Genomic DNA, 6,312 nt, shown 5'->3' on the forward strand with positions numbered 1-6,312 from the left:
TACCCCTAGGGATACGCCAACGCCTCTCTTTGGCTGTGGCGGTTATCCATCAGCCGGAAATGCTGATCCTTGATGAACCGACTTCTGGGGTTGACCCTGTCGCGCGGGATATGTTCTGGAACTTAATGGTCGATCTTTCAAGACGTGACGGTGTCACTATTTTTATCTCCACCCACTTTATGAATGAAGCGGAACGCTGCGACCGTATTTCATTGATGCATGCGGGCAAAGTACTGGATTGCGATACGCCAGAAAACCTGATCGAAAAGCGTGGATTAGATACCTTAGAAGCCACGTTTATTGCCTATTTGCAGGATGCGGTGGGCGATAAAGATACGGGCAAAGAGACCGCCCCTGAATTTCATGTGGATGCAAAACTGAAAGAGCAAGCAGCGGAAGCACTCAAAAAACGCTTCAGTTTACGACGCTTATTTAGCTATAGCATTCGTGAAGGTATGGAGTTACGGCGGGATCCTGTACGTTCCACATTAGCGTTATTAGGGACGGTGATCCTGATGTTTATCATGGGATATGGGATCAGCATGGACGTGGAAAACCTACGTTTTGCTGTGCTCGACCGAGACCAAACGGGCTTAAGCCAAGGTTATACGCTGAACTTAGCAGGTTCTCGCTATTTTATTGAGCAGCCTCCATTGCAAGATTATGAGCAGCTCGAATCAGGTATGCGCAGCGGAAAAATCACTGTGGCGATTGAAATTCCACCTAATTTTGCTCGTGATATTGCCAAAGGAAATAACGTTAAACTGGGCGTATGGATAGACGGTGCGATGCCAAACCGAGCGGAAACGGTGCGTGGTTATGTGCAAGCGATGCATTTAGCGTGGTTAAGCACGATGGCGGCGCGTCAGCCGGCAGGTGTTGCAGGAATTCCGGCTATTGATATTGAAACACGCTATCGTTATAACCCGGATGTTCGTAGCTTACCGGCGATTGTTCCCGCCGTTATTCCTCTATTATTAATGATGATCCCTGCAATGCTTAGCGCGCTCAGTGTGGTGCGTGAAAAAGAGTTGGGCTCAATTATTAACCTTTATGTCACCCCGATCACCAAATTAGAATTTCTGCTCGGTAAACAACTTCCTTATATTGTTTTAGGGATGTTCAACTTTGTTTTACTTTGCATTTTATCCGTCTATGTTTTTGGTGTGGAATTTAAAGGTAGTTTCTTGTCATTGAGTTTAGCGGCATTTTTGTATATCACCATTGCAACGGGAATGGGGCTGTTGATTTCCTGTTTTATGAAAAGCCAAATCGCGGCCATTTTTGGGACCTCGATTATTACCTTGATCCCAGCGACACAATTTTCCGGCATGATAGACCCAGTTTCTTCCTTGGAAGGGATTGGTCGCTGGGTAGGGCAGATTTACCCAACATCCCACTTTTTGACGATCACACGGGGAACCTTCTCTAAAGGGCTTAATTTCTTTGATTTACAAGCTTCATTTATCCCGCTAGCCATCACGATCCCGATTGTGATTGGCTTGAGTGTTTATTTCCTGAAAAAGCAGGAGGCATAGGGATGTTTCGTAAAATACAGAATATTTTTAACTTAGGCGTGAAAGAATTACGAAGCTTAGGGCGTGATAAAGCGATGCTGGCGCTGATTGTGTTTGCGTTTACTGTCTCGATTTATTCATCTGCAACGGTAACGCCGGGTTCACTGCATAATGCTCCGATAGCCATTGCAGATCAGGATAAATCCCAGCTTTCAAACCGTATTATTAATAGCTTCTATGAACCGTATTTCTTACCGCCAGCGGATATTGTACCGAATGAAATAGATGGCTTACTGGATAGAGGTGCCTATACGTTTGCAATTGATATTCCACCTAACTTTCAACGGGATGTACTTGCAGGGCGCCATCCTCAATTGCAAGTTAATATCGATGCAACACGTATGAGTCAGGCTTTTTTAGGGAATAGCTACATTCAGAATATTACCTTAGGAGAAGTGAACGAATTTTTGGCGAAATACCGCAGCCAAGGGCGTTTACCGGTTGATCTTGAAGTGCGTATGCGGTTTAACCCAAACTTAACGCAATCTTGGTTTGGTTCGGTGATGGCTATCATTAACAACATTACAATGTTATCGATTGTTCTAACTGGCGCTGCACTGATCCGAGAACGTGAACATGGTACCGTCGAGCATTTAATGGTGATGCCGTTAACGCCTTTTGAAATCATGATGTCAAAGATTTGGTCGATGGGATTAGTGGTACTGATTGCCTCGGCAGTCTCACTGTTGCTGGTGGTGAAAACCTTGCTGCAAGTACCGATTGAAGGGTCGATATTGCTGTTTATGTGTGGGGTGGCGCTCAGCCTGTTTGCCACCACATCGATTGGGATTTTTATGGGGACGATTGCACGCTCAATGCCACAATTTGGTCTATTGATGATCTTAGTGTTGTTACCATTAAACATGCTTTCTGGGGGGATGACTGCCCGTGAAAGTATGCCGCAACTGGTGCAAGACATCATGCTAACCATGCCGACAACCCACTTTGTTAGCCTAGCGCAAGCCATTTTATATCGTGGTGCGGGATTCGAAATTGTGTGGCCGCAGTTTGTTATTTTAGTGGTCATTGGTAGCGTATTCTTCAGCTTTGCATTAATGCGCTTTCGCAAAACCATTGCCACAATGGCATAGTTTTATTGCATCAGCTCCCATTAAATTACCTCGAATTACTTCTCACAAAACGCTTGCAGATTTTATCGGCAAGCGTTCTAATGCTGCACCATATAAAATGCTATGCCTATCAATTTTTAATTAATGATTAGATTTTGCCTATCAAATCGATAGCAACGACTGATTGGATTAAGTCTCTGCGAAACAGTAACTTAATAGTCAACCAAACAGGAGGACATCAAATGTCATTAATTAATACTCAAATCAAACCTTTTTCTAATCAAGCTTTTAAAGACGGTAAATTTATCGAAGTAACAGAGAAAGATGTTGCGGGTAAATGGAGCGTTTTCTTCTTCTATCCAGCGGACTTCACTTTCGTTTGCCCAACTGAATTAGGCGACATTGCTGACCATTACGCTGAATTCCAAAAAATGGGCGTAGATATCTATTCTGTATCGACTGACACCCACTTTACTCACAAAGCATGGCACGAAAGCTCTGAAACCATCGGTAAAATCAAATATGCGATGATCGGCGACCCAACAGGTGCTCTGACTCGTAACTTCGAAAACATGCGTGAAAACGAAGGTCTGGCTGACCGTGGTACATTTGTTGTTGACCCACAAGGTATCATCCAAGCTATCGAAATCACTGCGGAAGGCATTGGTCGTGACGCTGCTGACTTACTGCGTAAAGTTAAAGCTGCTCAATACGTTGCAAGCCACCCAGGTGAAGTTTGCCCAGCTAAATGGAAAGAAGGTGAAGCAACACTGTCTCCATCTTTAGATTTAGTCGGCAAAATCTAATCGATAACCCTCGATAAGAATATTGCAAAATAAGCCACGTTGCAGGCGCTAAACACAATTAAGTAAAAGCCTGCAACGGGCTATTCGACGGGTATATGTACCCGATTTTATGACCAAGGGGATTACATGCTCGATAATAATTTACAGGCTCAATTAAAAGCCTATCTGGAAAGATTAACTAAACCCGTAGAGTTAGTTTCGAATTTAGATGACAGCGCAAAATCAATTGAAATAAAACAATTACTTGAACAAATTGCGTCGCTGTCTGACAAGGTGACTGTGCGTGAAGAGCACGATGTTGCACAAAGAACACCTTCATTTTTAATCACCAACCCAGGGACTAATATTGGCGTGCGTTTTGCGGGCTCACCATTAGGCCATGAATTTACCTCTTTAGTGCTTGCTCTCCTGCAAGTGGGTGGTCATCCATCTAAAGAAGCACAAGAATTGTTGGATCAAGTGAAAGGGCTGGAAGGCGACTTTAACTTTGAAACTTACTATTCATTATCTTGCCATAACTGCCCTGACGTCGTGCAGGCGCTGAACTTAATGGCGGTATTGAATCCGAACATCAGCCATACGGCGATTGATGGTGCGCTGTTCCAAAACGAAATTGATGAACGCAACATCATGGGTGTTCCTGCTGTTTTCTTAAACGGCAAAGAATTTGGTCAAGGTCGCATGACATTAAGCGAAATCGTGAGCAAGGTGGATACCAATGCTGACGCGCGTGCGGCAAAAGCGATTAGCGAACGTGACCCATTTGAAGTTCTGATCATCGGTAGTGGTCCAGCGGGTGCATCCGCTGCGGTTTATACTGCGCGTAAAGGCATTCGTACCGGTGTTATCGGTGAGCGTTTCGGTGGGCAAGTCATGGATACCGTTGATATCGAAAACTATATCTCGGTATTAAAAACTGAAGGTGCAATTTTAGCTGGCGCCCTGAAAAATCATGTGGATAGCTACAATGTGGATGTGATTGATGGTCAATCCGTTACTAAGCTTATTCCTGCTGAACAAATTGGCGGATATCACCAAATCGAAACTGCATCAGGCGGTGTGATGAAGGCGCGCAGTATTATTATTGCTACTGGCGCACGCTGGAGAAATATGGGTGTTCCGGGTGAACAAGAGTACCGCACAAAAGGGATTACATTCTGTCCTCACTGTGATGGTCCACTGTTTAAAGGCAAACGCGTCGCAGTAATCGGTGGTGGTAACTCCGGTATCGAAGCAGCGATCGACTTAGCGGGTATCGTTGAGCATGTGACGGTATTGGAATTCGCGTCAGAATTGAAAGCGGACTCCGTGCTGCAAGCCAAAGCCCGCAGCCTGAGCAATATCGATATTATTTTGAATGCTCAAACGCTTGAAGTTAAAGGCGATGGCAGCAAGATGACTAGCTTAGAGTACAAAGACCGCACGGATGAAAGCGTGCACTCTTTGGAAGTAGCCGGTGCGTTTGTTCAAATCGGTTTATTACCAAATACCAATTGGTTAGGTGATACTGTTGCTCGCAATCGTATGGGCGAAATCGAAGTCGATGCACGTAATGAAACCAGTGTGAAGGGCGTATTCGCCGCTGGTGACTGTACAACAGTGCCTTATAAACAGATTATCATTTCCGCCGGAGAGGGTGCCAAAGCCGCATTGAGCGCATTTGATTACCTTATCCGCACAAGTACCAGAACCGCTGAATAGGAGTTTTTTACTCTAAATTCAGTGAGTTGTAGTCAAAAGGCACTCGGGGGCGAGTGCCTTTTTTTTGTATATAAAATCATCAGAAAGGGCTCAAAAGTGCCTAAAAGTGTTCAAGTGTGGACAACTTGTGGACGATCTAAACGCTGATCTGGTGGTACTTACAGCGGAGAAATACATCCAAGTGTGGACAATTTGTGGACATTCCAAAAGCTAAGTTTGCATCGGTTTATGTCGTTAAAATCATCCAAATACGAATAACTAAGGCGCTAACGCCGTTCCTCCTTTTAGTGGATTATACGTAATTGCATCCTGAAGAAAGTCCGGTGCAAAGTGTGCGTAGGTCAGTGTTTGCTGTAATGTTGAATGACCTAGGATTCTCTGCAAAGTAATGATGCTGCCACCATTAATCATAAAATGAGTTGCGAAAGTATGCCGTAATGCATGCGTGGCTTGGCCTAGCGGCATGTCCGGCTTAATGGTCTTTATATGTCTTCTAAACATGTGATAAGACGTTTTTGGGAATAGCATTCCCGATTTTTTCTCGCAAATCATATCCGCAACTTCTTGAGAAATAGGTACAATTCGCGCTTTGCCTGTTTTAGTAAAAGTAAAACGGATTTTATTTTGGATCACATGCTCGCGTTTTAATTTAACCGCTTCCCCCCAACGCGCACCGGTACTTAAACATAAAATCGCCACTTTTTTATTATCACCTTTTAATATACTCAGCAGCAGTCCGATTTCTTCACTCGTTAAATACGACATCTCTGTCGCTTTTTGCTTTAACCGCGATAGCCCTCGTATTGGATGCGGTCCCATAAATAAATCGGTGCGTTTCAATGCGGTAAATATGCCGCTTATTGCTGAAAAATCACGATTTATCGTGGAGGGTTTGATACCCTCAGCGAGCCGGAGTTCGCGGTAAAGTGCTAATTGCTTATCGGTTAATAAGCACATTGGCGGGTTATCGAGTGCGGTCGCAATACGTGTAGCCCTTAATAATGTATCCCGCGCGTAGTCGCTACTTTTGCCAAAGGTGTTCCACCACAAATCAATTAAGTCTTGTAGCGGTCGAATATCATTGGATTTATCTAACCAGTCTTTGTGCATTTTGTTTGATAGGGCGTAGCGTTCAAACAAATTGGCTTCATGTTTTGT

At 44.2% G+C, this 6,312-nt stretch carries 5 protein-coding genes; 4 read left to right on the forward strand and 1 reads right to left on the reverse strand.

Features of this window, described 5'->3' with window-relative positions; translation table 11 throughout:
• The 4 genes from GKR71_RS02255 to ahpF all read left to right on the forward strand — a co-directional run.
• Positions 1-1,538, forward strand: a 1,538-nt coding sequence (locus tag GKR71_RS02255) for an ABC transporter permease (protein ID WP_154633896.1), incomplete at its 5' end; no start/stop codon positions are given.
• 2 nt (positions 1,539-1,540) lie between these two features.
• Positions 1,541-2,668: an ABC transporter permease gene (locus GKR71_RS02260; protein WP_036948121.1), complete on the forward strand. Its 1,128-nt coding sequence runs from the start codon at positions 1,541-1,543 to the stop codon at positions 2,666-2,668.
• A gap of 221 nt (positions 2,669-2,889) precedes the next feature.
• The gene (gene ahpC / locus GKR71_RS02265; RefSeq protein WP_006659869.1) at positions 2,890-3,453 is read left to right on the forward strand and encodes an alkyl hydroperoxide reductase subunit C; all 564 of its coding nucleotides are present in this window, start codon (positions 2,890-2,892) and stop codon (positions 3,451-3,453) included.
• A gap of 126 nt (positions 3,454-3,579) precedes the next feature.
• Positions 3,580-5,154, forward strand: coding sequence for an alkyl hydroperoxide reductase subunit F (gene ahpF, locus GKR71_RS02270; RefSeq protein ID WP_154633897.1), 1,575 nt, complete (start codon positions 3,580-3,582; stop codon positions 5,152-5,154).
• 258 nt (positions 5,155-5,412) lie between these two features.
• Here the strand turns inward: ahpF and GKR71_RS02275 are convergent.
• Positions 5,413-6,312 (reverse strand): phage integrase (locus GKR71_RS02275; RefSeq protein WP_230085006.1); only part of this gene is annotated, 900 nt, incomplete at its 5' end.

The sequence above is a fragment of the Providencia sp. wls1922 genome (assembly GCF_009706505.1).
GTDB lineage: Bacteria > Pseudomonadota > Gammaproteobacteria > Enterobacterales > Enterobacteriaceae > Providencia > Providencia lanzhouensis.

What these genes read in the sequence shown, in the direction of transcription:
- GKR71_RS02260 (WP_036948121.1), top strand. Translation starts at nt 1,541, where the DNA reads ATGTTTCGTAAAATACAGAATATTTTTAACTTAGGCGTGAAAGAATTA.
- ahpC (WP_006659869.1), top strand. Translation starts at nt 2,890, where the DNA reads ATGTCATTAATTAATACTCAAATCAAACCTTTTTCTAATCAAGCTTTT.
- ahpF (WP_154633897.1), top strand. Translation starts at nt 3,580, where the DNA reads ATGCTCGATAATAATTTACAGGCTCAATTAAAAGCCTATCTGGAAAGA.